The sequence below is a fragment of the Clostridium pasteurianum DSM 525 = ATCC 6013 genome, from assembly GCF_000807255.1.
GTDB classification, from domain to species: Bacteria; Bacillota; Clostridia; order Clostridiales; family Clostridiaceae; genus Clostridium_I; species Clostridium_I pasteurianum.
On sequence record NZ_CP009268.1, the window covers coordinates 3,936,778 to 3,957,741 of the forward strand.

Consider the following 20,964-nt stretch of genomic DNA (forward strand, 5'->3'; position numbering starts at 1 on the left):
TGTATCCTCCTTTCCAATAAAACTAGGCTTTAACAGAGTTTCTTATTACAAGAAAACCCTTGTTTGGTCCAGGAACTCCACCTTTAATTAAAATTACGTTCTTCTCTGGAATTACCTTTGCTACTTCTAGATTTAATACTGTTGTATTAACATGCCCCATATGACCTGGCATTTTTTTATTTTTAAATGTTCTTGATGGATCTGATGAAGCTCCCATAGAACCTACTGCTCTGTGAAACTTTGAACCATGAGTAGTTGGTCCCCTGTGTCCATTCCATCTTCTTATTGTACCTTGAAATCCCTTACCTTTAGAAATCCCTGAAACATCTACCTTTTCTCCGGCTGTAAAAGTATCAACTTTTATTTCAGCACCTAATTCATAAGCATTTATATCTTCCAGTCTAAATTCTTTTATGAATTTTTTTACAGATGATCCTGACTTTTCAAAGTGTCCTTTTAAAGGTTTATTAATTAATTTTTCTCTTGTATCATAAAAACCAACTTGTATTGCTTGATATCCATCATTTTCAATTGTTTTTTTCTGTAAAACAACGCACGGACCCGCTTCTATAACTGTTACAGGAACTATCTTCCCTGCTTCATTAAATATTTGAGTCATACCAAGTTTTTTACCCAGTATAGCTTTTTTCATATATAGCACCTCCTAAACTCATTAGTGGATTACCTTCTGGCAATCATAATGGTCAAAACTATTTTTTACAATTTATAACTTTATTTCAATATCAACACCTGCTGGTAAATCTAGCCTCATTAGGGCATCAACAGTTTTAGGTGAAGGACTTAATATGTCTATAAGTCTTTTATGTGTTCTTATTTCAAATTGTTCTCTTGAATCTTTATACTTATGTGGTGCTCTTAATATTGTAACCACATCTTTTTCTGTTGGTAATGGTACAGGACCTGCCACCTTTGCTCCTGTAGTTTTAGCAGTCTCAACTATTCTTTCAGCTGATTGATCAAGTATTGTATGATCAAATGCTTTCAATCTAATTCTTATTTTTTGTTTTGCCATTTTATTTCCCTCCTTTTCATCGCACGCTCATCTTCTTACGTACAACAGCGGACGTTCTATAAACTGTTCCACGTGTTGCATAAATTATGCAAATATATGACGTGAAATTTATAGACTACCCGTCGCCCGGTTCAAGACCGTGACATGCTCAGTAAGAATTCCCCGTAAGTGCGGCTACCTCTTACCTCATCACTGTTTTCACATAACAACTCTTATATTATACAACTAAATTTATAATTTGACAAGTATTTTATTTTTAAATATAGATTACAATTAAAAAGAGAAGAGCGTCCTCTTCCCTTTTTAAAATAAAGCTTTATTTTATATGTGTAATGTCTGACATTATTTAAATTTTAATATATTAAAAAACTATTCAACAATAGAAGTAACAACACCTGAACCAACTGTTCTTCCGCCTTCTCTTATAGCAAATCTTAAATTATCTGTCATTGCTACTGGGCTGATTAATTCAACTGTCATATCTATATGGTCTCCTGGCATTACCATTTCCATTCCTTCTGGTAATTTGATTAATCCTGTTACGTCTGTTGTTCTGAAATAAAATTGTGGTCTATATCCATCAAAGAATGGTGTATGTCTTCCACCTTCTTCTTTTTTCAATACATACACTTGACCTACAAATTTTTTGTGTGGTGTTACTGAACCAGGTTTAGCTAATACTTGACCTCTTTCAATATCTGTTCTCTGTATTCCTCTTAGTAATGCTCCTATGTTATCTCCAGCCATTGCTTCATCTAACAGCTTTCTGAACATTTCTACTCCTGTTACTACTGTCTTTCCTATTTCGTCTTTTAATCCTACGATTTCTACTTCGTCTCCTACATGAAGAACTCCACTTTCAACTCTTCCTGTTGCAACTGTTCCTCTTCCTGTTATTGTGAATACATCCTCTACTGGCATTAAGAATGTCTTATCTGTTGCTCTTTCTGGTGTTGGTATATAACTATCTACTGCTTCCATTAATTCTAATATTGGTTTTATTGCTTCTTCATCTGTTGGGTTCTCTAATGCTTTTAATGCACTTCCTACTATTACTGGAGTATCGTCTCCTGGGAATCCATACTCACTTAATAATTCTCTTACTTCCATTTCTACTAATTCAATTAATTCTGGATCATCTACCATGTCTGCTTTGTTTAAAAATACTACTATGTGTTGTACTCCAACTCTGCTCGCAAGTAATATATGCTCTCTTGTCTGTGGCATTGGACCATCTGCTGCACTTACTACTAGGATTGCTCCATCCATTTGTGCTGCTCCTGTTATCATGTTCTTTACATAGTCAGCATGTCCTGGACAGTCTACGTGCGCATAGTGTCTGTTTGTTGTCTCATATTCTACGTGCGCTGTATTGATTGTTATTCCTCTTTCTTTTTCTTCTGGTGCTTTATCTATTTCTGCATAGTTTGTTGCTGTTGCTCCACCTGTCTGTGCTAATACTGTTGTTATTGCTGCTGTTAATGTTGTCTTACCATGGTCTACGTGTCCTATTGTTCCTATGTTTACATGTGGTTTATTTCTCTCAAATTTTGCTTTTGCCATTTTTATTCCTCCTCAAAATCAAAAAACTAATTATTTTCTTTCTCCAATTACTTGTTCTTGAATACTTTTAGGTACTTCTTCATAGTGATCAAATATCATTGTATAATTTCCTCTACCTTGAGTTCTTGATCTAAGAGCAGTAGCATAACCAAACATCTCTGATAGCGGAACAAAGGCTCTTATAATTTGAGCTCCAGCTTGGGCTTCCATGCCTTCAATTCTTCCTCTTCTACCATTGATATCTCCCATTACATCTCCCATGTATTCTTCTGGTACTGTTACTTCAACTTTCATCATTGGTTCAAGTAGTACTGGATCGGCTTTTGCCATAGCATTCTTAAATGCCATAGATCCAGCAATTTTAAATGCCATTTCATTTGAGTCAACATCATGGTAAGAACCATCTACTACTTTAACTTTAAAGTTTATAGTTGGATATCCAGCTACAACACCACTTTCTGCCGCTTCTCTGATACCATCATCAATTGGTTGTATATATTCTTTAGGTATTGCTCCACCTACTATAGCATTTTCAAATGTATATTCATCTTCAGTTGGCTCCATTTCAATCCAGCAATGACCATACTGTCCACGACCACCAGACTGTCTAACAAATTTACCTTCTGCTTTTACTACTTTTCTTATAGTTTCTTTATAAGCAACCTGTGGCTTACCAACATTACATTCAACCTTAAATTCTCTTGTAAGTCTATCAACTATAATTTCAAGGTGCAACTCACCCATACCTGATATAATTGTTTGACCAGTTTCGTGATCTGTGTGAGTTTTAAATGTTGGATCTTCTTCAGCAAGCTTTGCCAAAGCAATACTCATCTTTTCTTGACCAGCTTTTGTCTTTGGTTCAATAGCTACATCAATAACCGTTTCTGGGAATTCCATACTTTCAAGTATTATTGGATGAGCTTCATCACATAAAGTATCCCCAGTAGTAGTAAATTTAAGTCCTACTATAGCACCTAAGTCTCCTGCCTCTAATTCTTCAACTTCTTCTCTGTGATTAGAATGCATTTTAACAAGTCTTCCGATTCTCTCTTTTTTACCTTTTGTAGAATTCAGTACATAAGAACCACTCTTAATTATTCCTGAGTAAACCCTTGCAAATGCAAGTTTTCCTACAAATGGATCTGTAGCAATCTTAAATGCTAATGTAGACATTGGTTCCTCATCACTAGTATGTCTTACATCTTCCTCACCATCAAGTGTTTCTCCTTTTATAGGAGGAATATCAAGTGGTGATGGCATATAGTCAATAACAGCATCTAACATTTGTTGAACACCTTTATTTTTATAAGAAGAACCGCAAGTAACTGGTACAAATTCATTTGCAATAACACCTTTTCTAATTGCTGCCTTTAGCTCTTCCTCAGTTATTTCTTCACCTTCAAGGTATTTCATTGTTAAATCTTCATCCAATTCTACAATGGATTCAATCATTGAAGCTCTATACTCTTCTGCTAATTCCTTCATATCTTCAGGTATAGCTGTTTCTTCCATTTGTGTTCCTAATTCATCTTCATATATTACGGCTTCATTTTTTATAAGATCAATTATTCCTGTAAAATGATCTTCTTTACCTATTGGTAACTGTATTGGTACTGCATTTGCTTGAAGTCTATCTCTCATCATATTAACAGTTCTGAAAAAATCTGCACCTAATATATCCATCTTATTTACATAAGCCATTCTAGGTACATTATATTTATTTGCCTGTCTCCATACATTTTCCGATTGTGGTTCAACTCCACCTTTTGCATCATAAACAGCAACAGCTCCATCTAGAACTCTTAGTGATCTTTCAACTTCCACTGTAAAATCTACGTGTCCTGGTGTGTCTATGATATTTATTTCATGTTCTTTCCAATAACAAGTAGTTGCAGCTGAGGTTATTGTAATACCTCTTTCCTGTTCTTGTACCATCCAGTCCATTGTAGCTGCACCTTCATGAACTTCGCCTATTTTATGGGTTCTACCTGTATAAAACAATATACGTTCTGTAGTAGTTGTTTTACCAGCATCGATATGTGCCATTATTCCTATATTACGGAACTTTTCTAATGGATATTTTCTAGCCACTATTTTTCCTCCTCTCGACTATCAAATTATAAAATTGGATAAAACTGCTTTGGATACAACCAAAACAGTTTTGCTATATTTATATTAGTATCTATAATGTGCAAATGCTTTATTAGCTTCTGCCATTTTATGAGTATCTTCTCTTTTCTTAACAGCAGCGCCTGTATTATTTGAAGCATCAATAAGTTCTCCAGCAAGTTTATCCTTCATATGTTTTTCTCCTCTTTTTCTTGCTGCATCAAGCATCCATCTAATTCCTAATGTCTGTCTTCTTTCTGGTCTAACTTCTATAGGAACTTGATAAGTTGCTCCACCTATTCTTCTAGCCTTTACTTCAAGTAATGGCATTATGTTATTCATAGCTGCTTCAAAAACCTCTATAGCATCTTTTCCTGTTTTAGCTGCTATAGACTCAAAAGCACCATAACATACTTTTTGAGCTACTCCTTTTTTACCATCTTCCATTATGTTATTTATAAGTTTAGTAACAACTTTACTATTATATACTGGATCTGGCAATACATCTCTCTTTGCTATATGTCCTTTTCTTGGCACTTTTCTTCCCTCCTTAATAAATAAAATTTAAGTTCATAGGTACTCGACATTTTCTGTCGCAAAGTGCTTTGTACTTCTGCAAAATCTATAATATACTCATAATATTTCTATTCATGAGGGTAAGTAAAGTATTTAAATTAAAACAATCTTACAATATATATATAAGCTGAAGACACAGCACTAATTAAAATAAACTATTTTTGTTTTGGCTTTTTAGCACCATATTTTGATCTAGCCTGCATTCTGTTAGCTACGCCAGCAGCATCTAATGTACCTCTGACAATATGGTATCTAACACCTGGTAAATCCTTAACTCTTCCACCTCTTATAAGAACAACACTATGCTCTTGTAAGTTGTGACCTACACCTGGTATATAAGCAGTAACCTCATATCCATTAACAAGCCTTACTCTGGCAATTTTTCTTAAAGCTGAGTTAGGCTTTTTAGGAGTTGTTGTTTTAACTACAGTACATACTCCCCTTTTTTGTGGACATTCTTTTAGTGCTGGTGCAGTTGACTTAACGATAGCAGTCTTTCTACCTTTTCTTACCAATTGATTAATTGTTGGCATACTTACACCTCCTTTAAAATCTACTATCAATATATTAATTTTAGATAATAGCAACTCATTCTACTCGAGAATTAAAGCACTTGCAGCTCCAACATCTATTCCGCAAAGCTTTCCCAATTCTTTCATAGTTTCAACATAAACAATTTCTAAAGAATGCTCTATGGATAACGCCTCAACAGTATTAACTAATTTATTGTCAGCATCTTTCGCAATATAAACAATCCTACCATCTCCATTTTTTATAGCTTTGATAGTTTGTTTTATACCAACAACTTTTTTGCCGCTAAGTCTGTTTACCATAAAATACCCTCCTTATGATAAATACTGTGTGATTTTAATTAAAATCACACAAATTGTATTTTATCATTTTCATCTTTTTATGTCAATAAATCATTTATTAAGTATTAACTTTCTTTTACTAAAACTTCATCAATTTCTTTTTCATCTTCTATATTTATATTTTTATACCTTGCCAGTCCTGTACCTGCTGGTATAAGTTTACCAATAATTACATTTTCCTTAAGACCTATTAATGGATCAATTTTCCCCTTAATAGCTGCATCTGTAAGAACTCTAGTTGTCTCTTGGAAAGAGGCTGCTGATAAAAATGAATCTGTTGCAAGTGCTGCTTTTGTTATACCAAGCAAAGCAATTCTTCCCTTTGCTGGTTCACCATCATCAGCTTCTATTTTCTCATTTGCCTCATTAAAATCAAAGATATCAATCATTGTACCTGGTAATAATTCTGTATCTCCTGAATCTTCAACTTTAACTTTTCTAGTCATTTGCCTAACTACAACTTCAAGATGTTTATCATTTATGTCAACACCCTGCAATCTGTAAACTTTTTGAACCTCTGATAGAAGATAATTTTTAACCGCATTAACGCCCTTTATTCTCAATATGTCATGTGGATTTATAGATCCTTCCGTAATCTCATCTCCAGCATTTATAAAATCTCCATTTTGCACTTTAAGACTTGATCCAAAAGGTATATCATAATTAACTTCTTCTCCTGTATCAGTAACTATATAAACTATTCTCTTTTTCTTAGTGTCTTCAAGTCTAACAGTCCCTGAAACCTCACTTACTATTGCAAGACCTTTTGGTTTTCTTGCTTCAAAAAGTTCTTCGACTCTAGGAAGACCTTGAGTTATGTCTGCTCCAGCAACTCCACCTGTGTGGAATGTTCTCATTGTCAATTGTGTTCCCGGTTCACCAATTGACTGAGCTGCTATAATACCAACAGCCTCTCCAATACCAATTTGTTGTGCTGTTCCCATATCCATACCATAACATTTAGCACATACACCATATTTGCAATTGCATGTAAATACAGATCTTATTTTTACTTTTTTAACTCCAGCATTTTCTACTTTTTCAGCTGAATGCACATCCATATATGAATCTTTATGCACAATTATCTCTTTATTCTTAGGATCTATAATATCTTCAGCACTATATCTTCCTGTAAGTCTCTCCTTTAAAGGTTCTATTACTTCGCTTCCTTCTTTTATTTCAGATACTTCAAAACCATCGTCTGTACCACAATCGTCAACTCTTACAATAACATCCTGAGATACATCTACAAGTCTTCTAGTAAGATATCCTGAATCCGCTGTTTTAAGTGCTGTATCTGCATTACCCTTTCTAGCTCCATGTGTTGAGATAAAGTATTCAAGTACATCAAGACCTTCTCTAAAAGATGCCTTAATTGGCATTTCAAGAATTTTACCTGATGGATTAGCCATAAGTCCTCTCATACCGGCAAGCTGCTTAATTTGACTTTTAGAACCTCTAGCACCTGAATCAGCCATCATAAATATAGGATTAAATCTATCCAAATTATTCATAAGGGCATCTGCAACTTCTTCAGTGGTTTTTGTCCAAACATCTATTACTCGTTCATATCTCTCATTTTCAGAAATATATCCTCTTCTATATAATTTTTCTATTTTATCAACAGACATTTGTGCTTCGTTAAGTAATGTCTTCTTTTCTGGAGGAACTGTCATATCAGATGTTGATACCGTTATAGCTCCTATGGATGAATAATGATATCCTTTTGCTTTTATCTTATCAAGCATAATAGATGTTTTAGTTGGCCCATGTTTTAAATAGCATTTATCTATAATTTTACCCAAATTCTTTTTACCAACTAGAAAATCAACTTCCAATTTAAATTCATTTCCTGGAATGCTTCTATCAATAAACCCTAAATCTTGAGGAATAGATTCATTAAATAAAAGTTTTCCTGGGGTAGTATCTATTATTCTATATATATTTTCTCCATCAATAACTTTAGATAATTTAACCTTTACTTTAGCATGAACATCTACTTCTCCCAATTGATATGCCATAATAACCTCTTCAGGCGAAGAAAATGATTTTCCTTCTCCCTTAACATTATCTTTATCAATTGTTAGATAATAAGATCCTAATACCATATCCTGTGTAGGTACACACACCGGCTTACCATCTGATGGCTTTAATATATTGTGAGCTGCTAACATTAAAAATCTTGCTTCTGCCTGTGCTTCCACAGAAAGAGGAACATGGACAGCCATTTGGTCACCATCAAAATCAGCATTGTATGCAGTACAAGCAAGTGGATGTAATTTTATAGCTCTTCCTTCCACTAATATTGGCTGGAATGCCTGGATTCCTAATCTATGCAGAGTAGGTGCACGATTTAACAATACAGGGTGATCTGATATTACTTCTTCAAGAACATCCCAAACTTGCGGCTGAACTCTTTCAACCATTCTCTTTGCACTCTTTATGTTATGTGCTACTCCACTTTCCACAAGTTTTTTCATTACAAATGGTTTAAATAATTCTAATGCCATTTCTTTTGGAAGACCACATTGATACATTTTCAATTCTGGCCCAACAACTATAACAGAACGACCTGAGTAATCAACACGTTTTCCAAGAAGATTTTGTCTAAATCTACCTTGTTTACCTTTCAACATATCTGATAAAGACTTCAAAGGCCTATTTCCTGGACCAGTAACCGGTCTTCCTCTTCTCCCATTATCGATAAGAGCATCTACAGCTTCTTGTAACATTCTCTTTTCATTTCTTACAATTATATCTGGTGCTCCTAAATCTAAAAGTTTTTTAAGTCTATTATTTCTATTAATAACTCTTCTATAAAGATCATTCAAATCAGAAGTAGCAAATCTACCCCCGTCAAGTTGCACCATAGGTCTTAAATCTGGTGGAATAACGGGTATCACATCAATAATCATCCAATCGGGTCTATTAGTTGACTTTCTAAAAGACTCTACAACTTCCAATCTTCTTATTATTCTAATTTTCTTTTGCCCTGTGCTAGTTTTTAAGTCATCTTTCAATTCAATAGACAATTGCTCTAAATCTATTTCTTCAAGCAATCTTTTAATTGATTCAGCTCCCATACCAGCATCAAAACTATCTTCACCATATTTATCAACAGCTTCTCTATATTCCTTCTCATTTAAAAGTTGTTTCTTTAATAAAGCTGTTTCTTTTGGATCTAGAACAACATAAGATGCAAAATAAAGTATTTTTTCTAAAGCTCTAGGAGACATATCTAGTATTAATCCCATACGAGATGGTATCCCCTTAAAATACCATATATGAGATACTGGAGCAGCAAGTTCTATATGCCCCATTCTCTCACGTCTAACCTTTGCCTTTGTGACTTCAACACCACATCTATCACATACTATACCCTTATATCTAACTCTTTTATATTTACCACAATGACATTCCCAATCCTTCATAGGTCCAAATATTCTCTCACAGAATAAACCATCTTTTTCTGGCTTTAATGTTCTATAATTTATTGTTTCTGGTTTCTTTACTTCACCTCTAGACCATTCTCTTATTTTTTCAGGTGAAGCCAATCCTATTTGTAAAGCATCAAAATTATTTAATTCCAAGGGTACATCCTCCCTTCATAAATTAGTGTTCATCATTGAAATCTTCAAGTTCTAATCCATCTTGAAGATCATCTAAAGGTAAATCATCATAATCCAATTCAATGTCTTCCTCAACATCTTGATCATCAGATTCAACGTAATCATCTGGAGGAGATGGAGGAACACTATCTTCATTTCCTTCAATATTTACATCTAAACCTTCTAATCCTTCATCTACTGAATCTTTTAATTTTATTTCTTCATTATCTCCTGCTAGAACTTTTACATCAAGACATAGTGCCTGAAGTTCCTTTATGAGAACTTTAAAAGATTCTGGAACGCCTGGTTCTGGTATATTCTCACCCTTAACTATAGACTCATATGTCTTAACTCTACCAACAACATCATCAGATTTAAAAGTTAATATTTCTTGCAGAGTATGTGCAGCACCATAAGCTTCAAGTGCCCATACTTCCATTTCTCCAAACCTCTGACCACCAAACTGTGCTTTACCACCTAGTGGTTGTTGTGTAACTAAAGAATATGGTCCCGTAGATCTAGCATGTATCTTATCATCAACCAAATGCGCCAACTTTAATATATACATATATCCTACTGTAACTCTACTATCAAAAGCTTCTCCAGTTCTTCCGTCATATAACAAAGTCTTACCATCTTCATCATATCCTGCCTTTTGTAAGCACTCAACTATTTCTGGCTCTGTAGCTCCATCAAATACAGGCGTTGCAATATGCCATCCAAGATTAGCCGCTGCCCATCCTAAATGGACTTCTAAAACCTGACCTATATTCATACGTGAAGGAACACCTAATGGATTTAAGCATATTTGAAGTGGTCTTCCATCCGGTAAGAATGGCATATCCTCCTCTGGTAAGACTCTTGAAATAACACCTTTGTTACCGTGTCTTCCTGCCATCTTATCTCCAACAGATATCTTCCTCTTTTGTGCTATATAACATCTTACTAATTCATTAACTCCTGGAGGCAATTCATCTCCATTTTCTCTTGTGAAGACTTTTATATCAACAATTATACCTGCTTCTCCATGTGGGACTCTAAGTGATGTATCTCTTACTTCTCTTGCCTTTTCTCCAAAAATAGCTCTTAAAAGCCTTTCTTCTGCTGTTAATTCAGTTTCACCCTTAGGTGTTACTTTTCCAACTAATATATCTCCAGAACGTACTTCCGCACCTATTCTTATAATTCCTCTTTCGTCTATGTCTTTAAGAGCATCATCGCCTACATTAGGTATATCTCTAGTAATTTCTTCAGGTCCAAGTTTAGTATCCCTAGCTTCTGCTTCATATTCTTCTATATGAATGGATGTAAACACATCTTCTCTAACAAGTTCTTCAGATATAAGCATAGCATCTTCGTAGTTATACCCTTCCCAAGTTATAAATCCCATACGGATATTCTTACCTAATGCTATTTCTCCTAAATCAGTAGATGGACCATCAGCCAACACCGTACCTACATCTACTCTTTCACCTTTACATACTATTGGTCTTTGATTTATACATGTACCTTGGTTTGATCTCTTAAATTTTAATAATCTATAAGAATCAACAGATCCATTATCGTCTCTCTTTACCCTTACTTCATTAGCACTTACATAATCAACCACACCTGCATGCTTTGCTTTAGGAAGAACTCCCGAGTCAACAGCTGCTTTAAACTCTATACCAGTTCCTACTATAGGTGCTTGAGGCTTCAATAATGGTACAGCTTGACGTTGCATGTTTGATCCCATAAGTGCACGGCTTGCATCATCATTTTCAAGGAATGGTATCATAGCTGTAGCAACTGATACAATCTGTCTTGAAGATACATCCATTAAGTCAACCTCTGTATTAGATACAACTAACACGTCATCTCTAGTCCTGACAGTTATTTTACTATCTACAAAATTACCATCTTGATCCAAAGGTTCATTGGCCTGTGCAATTAAAAATTGGTCTTCTTCATCTGCAGTAAAGTATTTTATATCATTTAATACTTTACCATTCTTTTTATCAACAATTCTATATGGACTTTCTATAAATCCATAGTCATTAACTTTAGCATAAGTAGCTAATGAATTTATAAGACCTATATTCGGTCCTTCTGGCGTCTCTATAGGACACATTCTACCATAGTGTGAATGATGAACATCTCTAACCTCGAATCCTGCTCTTTCTCTTGAAAGTCCACCCGGTCCAAGTGCTGACAACCTTCTTTTATGGGTTAATTCTGACAATGGATTAGTCTGATCCATAAATTGTGAAAGCTGTGAACTACCAAAGAATTCCTTAATAGCTGCTGCTACTGGTCTTATATTTATAAGTGCTTGAGGAGTTATCACTTCCTGATCCTGAATAGTCATTCTTTCCTTAACTACTCTTTCCATTCTTGATAATCCAATTCTAAATTGATTTTGTAATAATTCACCAACAGATCTAAGTCTTCTATTTCCTAAATGATCAATATCATCTACATTACCTATACCATAAGCTAATCCTAGTTCATAACTTATTGTTGCATATATATCATCTTTTACAATATGCTTTGGAACAAGTCTATATATATTTTTTTTAAGCTGCTCCTTTATAGAATCTTCTTCAGTATAATTTTGCAATATTTCATTTAACACGGGATAATGGACTAATTCTTTGATATTTAAATCACTAATATCAAATTTTATAAAATGCTTTATATCAACAAAATGGTTTCCTATAATTCTAACAATCTTATCATCCATTATAATATCCACTTTATTAATACCGCAATTTTGAATTTCTATAGCTTTATCTCTGTCTATTCTTTCTCCCTTTTGAACTATTATTTCACCGGTTTCATCATTAATTATGTCCTCTGCTGCTATTTTATTTGCAATTCTAAGACTTATAGCTAGTTTTTTGTTAAACTTATATCTTCCTACTCTAGATAAATCATATCTTTTAGGATCAAAGAATAGAGAATCAATAAGTGACACCGCACTATCTACAGTAGGAGGCTCACCAGGTCTCAATCTTTTATATATTTCCAATAATGCTTCTTCTTTAGTTTTAGTATTATCTTTTTCAATTGTTGATTTTAGTCTTTCTTCTTCTCCAAAATATTCAATAATATCCGCATCTGAACCATATCCCATAGCTCTAGCTAATATAGTAATTGGCAATTTTCTAGTCTTATCTATTCTTACATAAATAACACTATTACTATCAGTTTCATATTCTAACCAAGCGCCTCTATTAGGTATTACTGTAGATGAAAACAATTTCTTACCAGTTTTATCAACTAAAAAATCATAATAAACTCCTGGTGATCTTACTAGCTGACTTACTATAACTCTTTCTGCACCATTAATTACAAAGGTTCCTTGTTCCGTCATTAACGGAAAGTCTCCCATGAAAACTTCCTGTTCTTTAACTTCACCAGTATCTTTGTTAAGTAATCTAACTTTTACCTTTAAAGGTGCTGCATATGTAGTATCTCTTTCTTTACATTCCTCTACAGAATACTTGATATTTTCCATATCAAGTTTGTATCCTACAAACTCTAGAACAAGATTACCTGTATAATCTTGAATCGGATTAATGTCATCAAATATTTCTTGAAGACCTTCTTTAAGAAACCATTCATATGAATCTAATTGTATTTCTATAAGATTAGGCATCTTTCCAATTTCATGCTGCTTAGAAAAACTCATTCTTGTTCTTTTACCTACTTGCACAGGATGTACCATTAACTTTCACCCCTTGTATAAACTAAAATAACCAAAAACGCACTTCACCTGTGGAATTACATTTCTGGGTTAATCACATTACTATTTGGTTATTATAACCATTAAATAAACATTAATTCATATAATACGTAATTTTGTTAAACAAAATCTAAATATTTCGTTGCATTTCCATATAATATCACAAAACATACTAAATGTCAATGAAAAAATTATTTTTCATAAATTCGAACTACATATTAATTAAATATTTTATCATTGATTTTATTCTTTTGCTAAGAATTTAAAATAAATTGTACATTAAATATTCTTATTTATGTTTAATATTATAGCTTAAAAAAAATGGCACTCTTAAGAGTGCCATTTTAAAAACTGACTACTTTAATTCTACTTTTGCACCTGTTTCTTCAATCTTAGTCTTTATTTCTTCAGCTTCTTCTTTAGCTACGCCTTCTTTAATTGTTTTTGGAGCTCCATCAACTATTTCTTTAGCGTCTTTTAATCCTAATCCAGTTATTTCTCTAACTGCTTTAATAACCTTAATCTTATTAGCACCTGCTTCTGCTAACACTACATCAAATTCTGATTTTTCATCAGCAGCGGCACCTGCACCAGCACCAGCAGCACCAGCTACAGCTACAGGAGCAGCAGCACTAACACCAAATTCTTCCTCGCAAGATTTTACTAATTCATTTAACTCTAAAACAGTCATACCTTTTATAGCTTCAATTATTTCTTCTTTTGACATTTTATAGCACCTCCGAATATATTTTCTTTTTAAGCTTGTTCAGATGATTCTGATTCTTTTTTATCCTTTATAGCACTTAACAAGTATGCGAAATTGGATATTGGAGCTTTGAAACTTCCAAGTAGTTTTGCAATAAGCACTTCTTTTGAAGGAACAGATGCAAGTTCTTTGATTTTACTTTCATCAAATATCTCGCCTTGTACTAATCCAGCCTTCAATTCTAATGCTTTATGTGACTTAGCAAAGTCATTTAAAATTCTCGCTGGAGCAGTAGGATCTTCATACCCTATAGCTACTGCTACTGGACCTTCAAGAAATTGAGCCATCTTTTCAAATCCAAGTTCATTTGCAGCACGAGTTACTAATGTATTTTTATATACTTTATACTCAACACCAGCATCTCTTAAATTTTTTCTAAGTTCAGTATCTTCTTCAACTGTCAAACCTTGATAATTTACCATTATGATAGCTTCAGCTTTACCTAACTTATTTTTTATTTCTAAAATTTTTGCTTCTTTTAATTCTCTAAATTTACTTGCCACTGTGTATCCACCTCCTCACAGTTTAAAACTGCTCATTAAAACCAAAAGTCTCTCCGCAGAAAACGAAGAGACCAAATACACGCTCATATATCGGAATCCTCGGTAGGTTGGTTTCCCGTTACGCCTAAGCACCTACTATCTACGGAGTATTTACTTATTTAACTTTAAAAATTATATCAAATATATAATTATAAGTCAATACTAATCTAAAACTTTTACAGGATTAATTTTTATTCCTGGTCCCATAGTACTACTTAATGATACTGATTTCAAATATTGTCCTTTAGCTGCTGCTGGCTTTGCTTTTACTACAGCTTCCATCAATGTACGGAAGTTTTCTGCAAGTTTGTCATTTCCAAAAGAATGTTTTCCAATTGGTACATGTACAATAGAGGTCTTATCAACTCTATATTCAACTTTACCAGCTTTTATTTCAGAAATGGCTTTAGATAAATCAAATGTAACTGTACCTGATTTAGGATTAGGCATTAATCCTTTAGGTCCTAATACTCTACCAAGTCTTCCTACTACACCCATCATATCAGGAGTAGCTACAACCACATCAAAATCAAACCAATTTTCATTCTGAATTTTTGTAGCTAATTCATCTGCTCCAACAAATTCAGCACCTGCTGCTTCAGCTTCTTTAGCTTTTTCACCTTTAGCAAAAACTAAAACTCTTACCTTTTTTCCAGTTCCATGAGGTAAAACTACTGCACCTCTAACCTGTTGATCTGCATGTCTTGGATCTACCCCAAGTCTAATAGCAAGTTCTATAGTTTCATCAAATTTTGCTTTTGAAGTTTTTACAGCTAATTCAATAGCTTCACTTGGTGTATATAGAACACTTTTGTCTATGAGTTTTGCACTCTCAACATAATTCTTTCCCATTAAAAATCCTCCTTTGTGGTATAACGGCTTCTGCCTCCCACTAAATTAAAAACTATTCTGTAACTTCTACGCCCATACTTCTAGCTGTTCCAGCTATCATGCTCATAGCAGCTTCTATTGAAGCAGCATTTAGGTCAGGCATCTTTGTTTCAGCTATTTGTTTAACCTGATCTTTAGTGATTTTTGCAACTTTTGTTTTATTAGGCACACCTGAACCACTTGCAATTCCAGCGGCTTTTTTAATCAATACTGCTGCTGGTGGAGTTTTTAGTATAAAACTAAAAGATCTGTCTTGGTATACTGTAATTACAACTGGTATAGTAAGACCTGCTTGATTAGCAGTTTTAGCATTATATTCTTTACAGAATGCCATAATATTAACACCGTGTTGTCCAAGTGCTGGTCCAACTGGTGGTGCTGGAGTCGCTTTTCCTGCAGGTAATTGAAGTTTTATCAAACCTACTACTTTTTTAGCCATGAGTTTTACACCTCCTATATGTGGTATACGAATTTTAAAATTCACCCACTTTATTAAGACTTTCGTCTTTACTCACTAATCTAATTTTTGTATTTGATTAAATTCAAGTTCAACAGGAGTTTCCCTGCCAAACATATTAACTAATCCTTTAATTCTCTGTTTATCTTCAGTAATCTCTTGAACTAAAGCAATCTGATTTTCTAAAGGTCCACTTATAACTTTTACACTCTCACCAATTTCAATATCAATTTTTACAGGTTTTTCTACAATACCCATAGAATCAACTTCTTCATCAGTAAGAGCTACCGGTTTAGACCCTGGACCAACAAATCCAGTTACTCCTCTTGTATTTCTAACAACATACCAAGAATCATCGGTCATTATCATCTTAATTAAAACATACCCAGGGAAAACCTTTTTAAGAGTTACTTTTTTCTTACCATCTTTTTCTTCAATTTCTTCTTCCATAGGAACCTGAATATCATAAATCAAATCATGGATGTTTCTATTTTCTATAGTCTTTTCTATATTGGCTTTAACCTTATTTTCATATCCCGAATATGTATGTACTACATACCATCTAGCTTTTTCTCCCATAGCATTAGAATTAGGATTTATTCCTAGTTCTATAACCTCCTTTTATACCTTATTTAAAGATCACCTTGAAGAGGTTACTAAAACCAAAATCCAAAATGGCAATTATTATAATATAAATTGCACAAAATACCGCAACTACTGCAGCAGCTTTCTTAGCATCAAATTTAGATGGCCAAGTAATCCTTTTAGTTTCCGCCTTAAGTTCCTTAAAAAAATTTACTAACCTTTTTAACGGTGATTCCTTCATTTTTTCAGTTTTTCCATTATCAGACATTCTATTCACATCCTAATCAAAAATTGCGCAAATAGGTCTTAACTATTTCGTCTCTTTATGAATTGTATGTGTACGGCAGAAAGGACAGTATTTTCTCATTTCAAGTCTATCTGGATCATTTTTTTTATTTTTCATAGTATTGTAATTTCTTTGTTTACACTCTGTGCATGCTAAAGTTACTTTAACTCTCACAATCCACACCTCCTGGTCTTGAAGCCTTATACATAACATACGTCTTTCAAAACATGTGCTACCTAGTTAATTTATCACAATTAACTATTCATGTCAATAAATATATCAAAATAAAACTATATGAAATGTAAGCCTAATTTATGACTTTGAAAGGACCAGGTCATAAAGCCTAGCCCATATTAAAAAACTATTCAACAATAGAAGTAACAACACCTGAACCAACTGTTCTTCCGCCTTCTCTTATAGCAAATCTTAAATTATCTGTCATTGCTACTGGGCTGATTAATTCAACTGTCATATCTATATGGTCTCCTGGCATTACCATTTCCATTCCTTCTGGTAATTTGATTAATCCTGTTACGTCTGTTGTTCTGAAATAAAATTGTGGTCTATATCCATCAAAGAATGGTGTATGTCTTCCACCTTCTTCTTTTTTCAATACATACACTTGACCTACAAATTTTTTGTGTGGTGTTACTGAACCAGGTTTAGCTAATACTTGACCTCTTTCAATATCTGTTCTCTGTATTCCTCTTAGTAATGCTCCTATGTTATCTCCAGCCATTGCTTCATCTAACAGCTTTCTGAACATTTCTACTCCTGTTACTACTGTCTTTCCTATTTCGTCTTTTAATCCTACGATTTCTACTTCGTCTCCTACATGAAGAACTCCACTTTCAACTCTTCCTGTTGCAACTGTTCCTCTTCCTGTTATTGTGAATACATCCTCTACTGGCATTAAGAATGTCTTATCTGTTGCTCTTTCTGGTGTTGGTATATAACTATCTACTGCTTCCATTAATTCTAATATTGGTTTTATTGCTTCTTCATCTGTTGGGTTCTCTAATGCTTTTAATGCACTTCCTACTATTACTGGAGTATCGTCTCCTGGGAATCCATACTCACTTAATAATTCTCTTACTTCCATTTCTACTAATTCAATTAATTCTGGATCATCTACCATGTCTGCTTTGTTTAAAAATACTACTATGTGTTGTACTCCAACTCTGCTCGCAAGTAATATATGCTCTCTTGTCTGTGGCATTGGACCATCTGCTGCACTTACTACTAGGATTGCTCCATCCATTTGTGCTGCTCCTGTTATCATGTTCTTTACATAGTCAGCATGTCCTGGACAGTCTACGTGCGCATAGTGTCTGTTTGTTGTCTCATATTCTACGTGCGCTGTATTGATTGTTATTCCTCTTTCTTTTTCTTCTGGTGCTTTATCTATTTCTGCATAGTTTGTTGCTGTTGCTCCACCTGTCTGTGCTAATACTGTTGTTATTGCTGCTGTTAATGTTGTCTTACCATGGTCTACGTGTCCTATTGTTCCTATGTTTACATGTGGTTTATTTCTCTCAAATTTTGCTTTTGCCATTTTTATTCCTCCTTTTATTAAGCTATTATACTCATTATAAGCTATTATTATATTTTAGTGTACACTGTTCCACGTGTATTGTAAATTCCAAGTATGGAGCCCACGGCCAGGATCGAACTGGTGACCTCCACCTTACCAAGGTGACGCTCTGCCTACTGAGCTACATGGGCAATTTCACTTTGGAGCGGGAAACGGGTTTCGAACCCGCGACCCCCAGCTTGGGAAGCTAGTGCTCTACCACTGAGCTACTCCCGCACATTATATAGTACATGGCATACACTAATTACTTATTCTAATACTACTGCACAGTTTTGTCAATATTAAAATAATCTTTTATCTAAACACTTTTCTAATTTTCTTTTAACTCTTTGAAGAGCATTATCTATAGACTTAGCACGTCTATCTAGATCGCAGGCAATCTCTTGATAAGACTTACCTTCTAAATAAGACATAAGAACTTCTAATTCAAGATCAGAAAGTACTTGTCCAATTTCATTTTCGATACTTACTACCTCTTCTCTGCTAATAACAAGCTCCTCTGGGTCTGCTATTTTCACACTTGACAATATATCTAAAAGTGTTCTGTCTGACTCTTCATCATATATAGGCTTATTTAAAGAAATATATGTATTAAGTGGTATATGTTTTTGTCTAGTTGCAGTTTTAATAGCAGTTATAATTTGGCGAGTTATGCAAAGTTCTGCAAAAGCTTTAAACGATGCCAATTTATGTGGTTTAAAATCTCTAATTGCCTTGTATAATCCTATCATTCCTTCTTGGTAAATATCCTCTTTGTCTGCTCCAATCAAAAAATAAGATTTAGCTTTAGCCTTTACAAAATTCTCATATTTATTAATTATATATTCCTCAGCCTTTTTATCTCCCTTTTTTGCTTCAATAGCAATTTCTTCATCTAACCATTCATGATATTTTGAACATTGAATTTCTTCTCTAATTCCCCTTTTCACCAAGTTATCTCCCCCTAATGAGTAAAAGCATCTATTAAATTATACATTAGCAATAATTTACAAGTCAAGTATTTTATTTACTTCTACGTATCTCTTCCAATTTCTCTGCAACATCTCTATCTATCCTATCTTTCAAATTATATCTAGAATTATTTTTTTGTTTTTTTATACTTTGTTTTCTTATTTTATCTTCAATAGACTTTATTTCATGATAAAATTCTAGAGAGGACATTCTTACAGCCCCTCTTTGGAATATTAATTGTTGTTCTAAGGAATCAGAAGTAACAACTAAAACTTCATACTTTCTTCCAATGTTATTTACATATCTTTCTATAAAACTATCTGCAGTCTCCCCTTCTTTAGTAAATACAATAATTAAATTGTTATTAACTTTTTCTCTTTTTTCAATACTTCCAGCCTGTAAATGTGCATCAAATACTAAAAAAATTCTGTAACCATTATAAACTCCATAATTAAGAAGTATATCTTTCAACTTCATTCTTGAGTTCTCCATACTTCCTGTATTTTCTTGCCTTAATTCCTTCCAGCTATTAATTACATTATAACCATCAATAAATATATTTTTCACTTTTATCCTCTTTGAAGTTTCTGCCTTAGTACTTCGTACATAATTATACCTGCTGCTACAGATGCATTTAAAGATGTTATCTTTCCAATCATAGGTATTTTAACTAAAACATCACACTTTTCTTTAGTTAATTTTGATATTCCTTTTCCTTCACTACCAATAACTAGTGCAGTAGCTCCAAGGAAATTATTTTCATAGCAATAGCTTTTGCCTTCCATATCTGCTCCATAAATCCAAATCCCCTTTTTTTTCAATATATCTATAGTGGAATTTATATTAGTAACTTTCACAACTTTCATATATTCCACAGCACCAGCTGCTGCTTTATAAACTATAGGCGTAATTCCAACATTCCTTCGTTTAGGGATTATGATACCGTGAGCACCGCATATTTCAGCACTTCTAATTATGGATCCCAGATTATGTGGATCTTCAATTTCATCTAAAATTATTATAAAAGGTTTTTCACCTTTACTTTCTGCATAATTTATAATATCATCAATTTCAAAATATTTATAAGGTGTCACTATTGCTATAACGCCTTGATGCACTCCTGTATCTGACATCTGATCCAGCTTTTTTCTATCTACTTCTTTTACTACTATATGTTTTTCTTTAGCTAATGCATAGATAACATTAATTGAACCTTCATTATCTCCTTTAGCTATTAATATTTGCTCTACAGTTCTATCTGATTTCAATGCTTCAATTACAGCATTTCTTCCTTCTACTAAATCCTCTCTTCCTGAATCCTTTATATTACTTTTATCTGATTTTGCATTTTTTTTAAAAGCAATTTTATTACTTTTTTGTACAAATCCCTTTTCTCTCATA

The 20,964-nt window shown here is 33.6% G+C and carries 20 protein-coding genes, 2 tRNA genes and 1 other annotated feature; all 22 genes read right to left on the bottom strand.

The window, feature by feature from the left end; all coding sequences use genetic code 11:
• Window positions 1–22: 22 nt before the first annotated feature.
• Window positions 23–652, bottom strand: a complete 630-nt coding sequence (gene rplC, locus CLPA_RS17875) for a 50S ribosomal protein L3 (protein ID WP_003447990.1) — start codon at window positions 650–652, stop codon at window positions 23–25.
• A gap of 72 nt (window positions 653–724) precedes the next feature.
• Window positions 725–1,033 (bottom strand): 30S ribosomal protein S10, encoded by a 309-nt coding sequence (gene rpsJ / locus CLPA_RS17880; protein ID WP_003447989.1) that lies wholly within the window; start codon window positions 1,031–1,033, stop codon window positions 725–727.
• Window positions 1,034–1,402: 369 nt separating this feature from the next.
• Entirely contained in the window at window positions 1,403–2,596 is a 1,194-nt protein-coding gene (gene tuf / locus CLPA_RS17885) for an elongation factor Tu (protein WP_003447962.1), read from the bottom strand.
• 30 nt (window positions 2,597–2,626) lie between these two features.
• A complete protein-coding gene (gene fusA, locus CLPA_RS17890) occupies window positions 2,627–4,690 on the bottom strand; it encodes an elongation factor G (RefSeq protein ID WP_003447988.1) in 2,064 nt (687 codons plus the stop codon).
• Window positions 4,691–4,774: 84 nt separating this feature from the next.
• A complete protein-coding gene (gene rpsG, locus CLPA_RS17895; protein ID WP_003447987.1) occupies window positions 4,775–5,245 on the bottom strand; it encodes a 30S ribosomal protein S7 in 471 nt (156 codons plus the stop codon).
• Between the two features lie 194 nt (window positions 5,246–5,439).
• The gene (gene rpsL, locus CLPA_RS17900; RefSeq protein ID WP_003447980.1) at window positions 5,440–5,817 is read right to left on the bottom strand and encodes a 30S ribosomal protein S12; all 378 of its coding nucleotides are present in this window, start codon (window positions 5,815–5,817) and stop codon (window positions 5,440–5,442) included.
• A gap of 60 nt (window positions 5,818–5,877) precedes the next feature.
• Window positions 5,878–6,117 carry a ribosomal L7Ae/L30e/S12e/Gadd45 family protein gene (locus CLPA_RS17905; RefSeq protein ID WP_003447978.1) on the bottom strand — a complete coding sequence of 80 codons (240 nt, stop codon included), beginning with the start codon at window positions 6,115–6,117 and terminating at the stop codon, window positions 5,878–5,880.
• Window positions 6,118–6,221: 104 nt separating this feature from the next.
• The gene (rpoC, locus tag CLPA_RS17910; protein ID WP_003447973.1) at window positions 6,222–9,746 is read right to left on the bottom strand and encodes a DNA-directed RNA polymerase subunit beta'; all 3,525 of its coding nucleotides are present in this window, start codon (window positions 9,744–9,746) and stop codon (window positions 6,222–6,224) included.
• Window positions 9,747–9,768: 22 nt separating this feature from the next.
• The gene (gene rpoB, locus CLPA_RS17915; protein ID WP_003447972.1) at window positions 9,769–13,473 is read right to left on the bottom strand and encodes a DNA-directed RNA polymerase subunit beta; all 3,705 of its coding nucleotides are present in this window, start codon (window positions 13,471–13,473) and stop codon (window positions 9,769–9,771) included.
• Window positions 13,474–13,846: 373 nt separating this feature from the next.
• Complete coding sequence (gene rplL / locus CLPA_RS17920; protein WP_003447971.1) at window positions 13,847–14,218, bottom strand: 50S ribosomal protein L7/L12; 372 nt, start codon at window positions 14,216–14,218, stop codon at window positions 13,847–13,849.
• A gap of 29 nt (window positions 14,219–14,247) precedes the next feature.
• Window positions 14,248–14,760: a 50S ribosomal protein L10 gene (rplJ, locus tag CLPA_RS17925; RefSeq protein WP_003447968.1), complete on the bottom strand. Its 513-nt coding sequence runs from the start codon at window positions 14,758–14,760 to the stop codon at window positions 14,248–14,250.
• Window positions 14,761–14,792: 32 nt separating this feature from the next.
• Window positions 14,793–14,923: a sequence feature (ribosomal protein L10 leader region), on the bottom strand.
• A gap of 38 nt (window positions 14,924–14,961) precedes the next feature.
• Window positions 14,962–15,651: a 50S ribosomal protein L1 gene (rplA, locus tag CLPA_RS17930; protein WP_003447967.1), complete on the bottom strand. Its 690-nt coding sequence runs from the start codon at window positions 15,649–15,651 to the stop codon at window positions 14,962–14,964.
• Between the two features lie 52 nt (window positions 15,652–15,703).
• A complete protein-coding gene (gene rplK / locus CLPA_RS17935) occupies window positions 15,704–16,129 on the bottom strand; it encodes a 50S ribosomal protein L11 (RefSeq protein WP_003447966.1) in 426 nt (141 codons plus the stop codon).
• A 75-nt stretch (window positions 16,130–16,204) separates the two neighbouring features.
• Window positions 16,205–16,726, bottom strand: a complete 522-nt coding sequence (nusG, locus tag CLPA_RS17940; protein WP_003447965.1) for a transcription termination/antitermination protein NusG — start codon at window positions 16,724–16,726, stop codon at window positions 16,205–16,207.
• Between the two features lie 49 nt (window positions 16,727–16,775).
• The gene (gene secE, locus CLPA_RS17945) at window positions 16,776–17,000 is read right to left on the bottom strand and encodes a preprotein translocase subunit SecE (RefSeq protein WP_003447964.1); all 225 of its coding nucleotides are present in this window, start codon (window positions 16,998–17,000) and stop codon (window positions 16,776–16,778) included.
• Window positions 17,001–17,042: 42 nt separating this feature from the next.
• Complete coding sequence (rpmG, locus tag CLPA_RS17950) at window positions 17,043–17,192, bottom strand: 50S ribosomal protein L33 (RefSeq protein WP_003447963.1); 150 nt, start codon at window positions 17,190–17,192, stop codon at window positions 17,043–17,045.
• Window positions 17,193–17,379: 187 nt separating this feature from the next.
• The gene (tuf, locus tag CLPA_RS17955; protein ID WP_003447962.1) at window positions 17,380–18,573 is read right to left on the bottom strand and encodes an elongation factor Tu; all 1,194 of its coding nucleotides are present in this window, start codon (window positions 18,571–18,573) and stop codon (window positions 17,380–17,382) included.
• A gap of 94 nt (window positions 18,574–18,667) precedes the next feature.
• A tRNA-Thr gene (locus CLPA_RS17960) sits at window positions 18,668–18,743 on the bottom strand.
• A gap of 10 nt (window positions 18,744–18,753) precedes the next feature.
• Window positions 18,754–18,828: transfer RNA gene (locus CLPA_RS17965), tRNA-Gly, on the bottom strand.
• 65 nt (window positions 18,829–18,893) lie between these two features.
• Window positions 18,894–19,541, bottom strand: coding sequence for an RNA polymerase sporulation sigma factor SigH (sigH, locus tag CLPA_RS17970; protein WP_003447961.1), 648 nt, complete (start codon window positions 19,539–19,541; stop codon window positions 18,894–18,896).
• 73 nt (window positions 19,542–19,614) lie between these two features.
• Complete coding sequence (locus tag CLPA_RS17975) at window positions 19,615–20,130, bottom strand: NYN domain-containing protein (protein WP_003447960.1); 516 nt, start codon at window positions 20,128–20,130, stop codon at window positions 19,615–19,617.
• Window positions 20,131–20,132: 2 nt separating this feature from the next.
• The gene (gene rlmB, locus CLPA_RS17980; protein WP_003447959.1) at window positions 20,133–20,963 is read right to left on the bottom strand and encodes a 23S rRNA (guanosine(2251)-2'-O)-methyltransferase RlmB; all 831 of its coding nucleotides are present in this window, start codon (window positions 20,961–20,963) and stop codon (window positions 20,133–20,135) included.
• Window position 20,964 lies beyond the last annotated feature (1 nt).

Excerpts from the sequence above, each read along its gene's own strand:
- rpsJ (WP_003447989.1), bottom strand. The coding sequence starts at position 1,033 with ATGGCAAAACAAAAAATAAGAATTAGATTGAAAGCATTTGATCATACA.
- nusG (WP_003447965.1), bottom strand. The coding sequence starts at position 16,726 with ATGGGAGAAAAAGCTAGATGGTATGTAGTACATACATATTCGGGATAT.
- rplA (WP_003447967.1), bottom strand. The coding sequence starts at position 15,651 with ATGGGAAAGAATTATGTTGAGAGTGCAAAACTCATAGACAAAAGTGTT.
- secE (WP_003447964.1), bottom strand. The coding sequence starts at position 17,000 with ATGTCTGATAATGGAAAAACTGAAAAAATGAAGGAATCACCGTTAAAA.
- rplL (WP_003447971.1), bottom strand. The coding sequence starts at position 14,218 with ATGTCAAAAGAAGAAATAATTGAAGCTATAAAAGGTATGACTGTTTTA.
- rpsL (WP_003447980.1), bottom strand. The coding sequence starts at position 5,817 with ATGCCAACAATTAATCAATTGGTAAGAAAAGGTAGAAAGACTGCTATC.
- rlmB (WP_003447959.1), bottom strand. The coding sequence starts at position 20,963 with ATGAGAGAAAAGGGATTTGTACAAAAAAGTAATAAAATTGCTTTTAAA.
- tuf (WP_003447962.1), bottom strand. The coding sequence starts at position 2,596 with ATGGCAAAAGCAAAATTTGAGAGAAATAAACCACATGTAAACATAGGA.
- CLPA_RS17905 (WP_003447978.1), bottom strand. The coding sequence starts at position 6,117 with ATGGTAAACAGACTTAGCGGCAAAAAAGTTGTTGGTATAAAACAAACT.
- tuf (WP_003447962.1), bottom strand. The coding sequence starts at position 18,573 with ATGGCAAAAGCAAAATTTGAGAGAAATAAACCACATGTAAACATAGGA.
- rplC (WP_003447990.1), bottom strand. The coding sequence starts at position 652 with ATGAAAAAAGCTATACTGGGTAAAAAACTTGGTATGACTCAAATATTT.
- rplK (WP_003447966.1), bottom strand. The coding sequence starts at position 16,129 with ATGGCTAAAAAAGTAGTAGGTTTGATAAAACTTCAATTACCTGCAGGA.
- rpoB (WP_003447972.1), bottom strand. The coding sequence starts at position 13,473 with ATGGTACATCCTGTGCAAGTAGGTAAAAGAACAAGAATGAGTTTTTCT.